Here is a 2,946-nt window from a genome sequence, read left to right on the forward strand (position 1 = left end):
GTTTCTGGCGTTTCATGTTTAGAATTTAGTGCTTCAAATTTGATGTTTTTCTCTTTTATGAACAATTCAAATCAATTGGTTAAAAACTCATTTTCTTTTTCTTTGCCTGAGAGTTTGAAAGTCTTATTTTTGCTCAATTAATTTTACATCCCTGTTATGACAGACATCAAACATCTGGAAAAGCTCGTTATTCAAACCAGACGCGACATTTTAAGACAAGTTCATAAGGTAAATTCAGGTCATCCCGGCGGTTCCTTGGGTTGTACTGAATTTTTTGTAGCTCTTTACAATGTGCTTATGGAGCATGACCCCAATTTCAATATGGACGGAAAAGGCGAAGATCTTTTCTTTCTGTCAAACGGTCATATTTCACCGGTTTTTTACAGTACCCTTGCTCGCAGCGGCTATTTTCCTGTAGAGGAACTTAGCACCTTCAGACTTTTAAACTCACGTTTGCAGGGCCATCCCACCACCCACGAAGGCTTGCCCGGTGTCAGGGTAGCTTCAGGTTCATTGGGTCAGGGCATTTCTGTTTCCATTGGTGCCGCACTTGCCAAAAAGCTCAACAATGATAACAAAATTGTTTACACGCTTTGCGGTGATGGTGAACTTCAAGAAGGTCAAAACTGGGAAGCCATCATGTATGCCGCCGGAAACAAGATAGACAACCTCATTGTGACCATTGACTATAACGGCCAGCAAATTGACGGTGCAACAGATACCGTTTTGCCTTTGGGCAACCTAACGGCAAAATTTGAAGCCTTTGGATGGGAAGTTTTAGCTATTAAAGAAGGGAACAACCTTGAAGCCATCATTAAAACGATGAAAGAGGCCAAAGCCAAAACCGGCAATGGAAAACCAATTTGTGTTTTACTTCACACGGTGATGGGCAATGGTGTCGACTTTATGATGCATACCCACGCCTGGCATGGTAAAGCACCCAATGATGCCCAACTTGAAACAGGATTGGCTCAAAACCCAGAAACATTGGGAGATTATTAGTATAATTTAAAAGATTTTCGCTTAAAGCGAAACCGAGAAATGAAAAAATTCACAAACACAGGAAATAAAGACACCCGTAGCGGATTTGGAGCAGGAATGACCGAGTTAGGTAAAACCAACCCCAATGTTGTTGCCCTTTGTGCAGATTTAACCGGATCGTTGAAAATGGATGAGTTTCAGGCCAATCACCCTGAGCGCTTTTTTCAAATTGGTATTGCAGAAGCCAATATGATGGGCATTGCGGCAGGCTTGACCATTGGAGGAAAAATTCCGTTTACCGGAACTTTTGCCAACTTTTCCACAGGAAGGGTCTATGATCAAATTAGGCAAAGCATTGCCTACAGTGGAAAAAACGTAAAAATATGTGCCTCACATGCCGGCGTGACCCTGGGTGAAGATGGTGCTACCCACCAGATTCTTGAAGACATCGGGTTGATGAAAATGCTTCCCGGGATGACCGTAATCAATACCTGTGATTATAACCAAACTAAAGCAGCCACACTCGCTATTGCTGAACATCACGGACCGGTTTATTTGCGTTTTGGAAGGCCCAGTGTTGCCAATTTTACTCCGGAAGATCAGACTTTTGAAATTGGAAAAGCTGTACATTTAATTGAAGGAACAGATGTTACGATAGTCGCCACCGGACATTTGGTTTGGGAGGCCATTCTTGCTGCTGAAACTCTTGAGAAACAAGGCATCAGTGCCGAAGTCATCAATATCCACACCATAAAACCATTGGATAATAAGGCGATAATCAAATCTGTGAAGAAAACCGGTTGCATTGTCACTGCTGAAGAACACAACTATCTGGGTGGTCTTGGCGAAAGTGTTGCCCGTGTATTGGCTGAAAACCACCCAACACCCCAGGAATTTGTCGCAACTCAGGATACTTTTGGAGAATCAGGCACACCGGCACAACTGATGGAAAAATATGGCTTGAACGCTGAAGCGATTATTAAAGCTACCCTGAAGGTTTTGAGACGTAAATAAGAGTTTAGTGATTTAAATAATAAAAAAGCTAACTTTAAAGTGTCGTGAATAGCCACAAAGGCACTAAGGCACAAAGTTTCACTAAGGATCAACTCTTTATTAATTAATGCTATGTGCTTTCTGGTGACTTATAGAGTTTAGTGGCATTCTTTAGATAACTTCTTTTTTAGACAATCTCTTTATATTACTAACTACCTTGCCTTTGTAAACCCTTTGGGGATGTAGAGCGTTTCATAATCGTAAAGTGAAATGTAGATTAAAATAGGTTTTTTCAATCCTTCATAGCTAACTTCATACACATCAAGAAGTGCGTGTGTTCCAAAGGCATTATCGCTGGGATAGGGACAGCAGCTTCCACGACGGTGAAAAGTCAACACCTCGCCATTGGGTCCTGCCAATGAGGAAAGATACCTTCGCTGATTGATGGGTCCCTCCTGCTCTTTTACTCCACCCACTTTGACCGGGTTTTTCTCTGAAAGTCCATAATTTGACTTTGGTGCATAGTCTTTGACATCAAAAAAGGGAATGTAATCGGTTGATTTACCCACAGGGTTTGTGGACGTACTTAATATTCTGGGGTCTTTGCTTCCGCAGGAAAGCAGAAACAAAAGTAAAACAGGGAGTAGAAAAAGCTTTTTCATGGGTTGGGTTTGTTGGTTGAGGTTTTAAAGATAAAAAAAGTATTAAGTATAAAGTACAAAGTATTAAGACTTTCGTCTGTACGTTGTACGTCCCTGATATAGGTTGATCACTTAGTGTTAATGAACTTTTTTCTGCCACTAAGTTTCACAAAGAAACTCAGCGTTCTCTGCGTCTCTGCGATAAAATATATATCAGCTTTATTTAACCGCAAAGTCGCCAAGGTCGCAAAGGTTTTAAACATTAAGGAATTAAGGTTAGTTAAGCTTAAATCCCTTAATATTTCTTAATGCCTTAATGGTTCAAATTAAG

General features: G+C 40.9%; 3 protein-coding genes. 2 read left to right on the forward strand and 1 reads right to left on the reverse strand.

Going from position 1 to position 2,946, the window contains the following annotated elements; all coding sequences use genetic code 11:
• The first annotated feature begins 156 nt into the window (after positions 1 to 156).
• Entirely contained in the window at positions 157 to 1,002 is an 846-nt protein-coding gene (locus AC6F75_RS03250; RefSeq protein WP_500713517.1) for a thiamine pyrophosphate-binding protein, read from the forward strand.
• Positions 1,003 to 1,041: 39 nt separating this feature from the next.
• Complete coding sequence (locus AC6F75_RS03255) at positions 1,042 to 1,995, forward strand: transketolase C-terminal domain-containing protein (RefSeq protein WP_500713518.1); 954 nt, start codon at positions 1,042 to 1,044, stop codon at positions 1,993 to 1,995.
• A 191-nt stretch (positions 1,996 to 2,186) separates the two neighbouring features.
• On the opposite strand, the gene AC6F75_RS03260 is transcribed toward AC6F75_RS03255, so the two are convergent.
• Positions 2,187 to 2,636, reverse strand: coding sequence for a 2-dehydro-3-deoxyphosphooctonate aldolase (locus tag AC6F75_RS03260; RefSeq protein ID WP_500713519.1), 450 nt, complete (start codon positions 2,634 to 2,636; stop codon positions 2,187 to 2,189).
• Positions 2,637 to 2,946: the final 310 nt, after the last annotated feature.

The sequence above is a fragment of the Planktosalinus sp. genome (genome assembly GCF_059864935.1).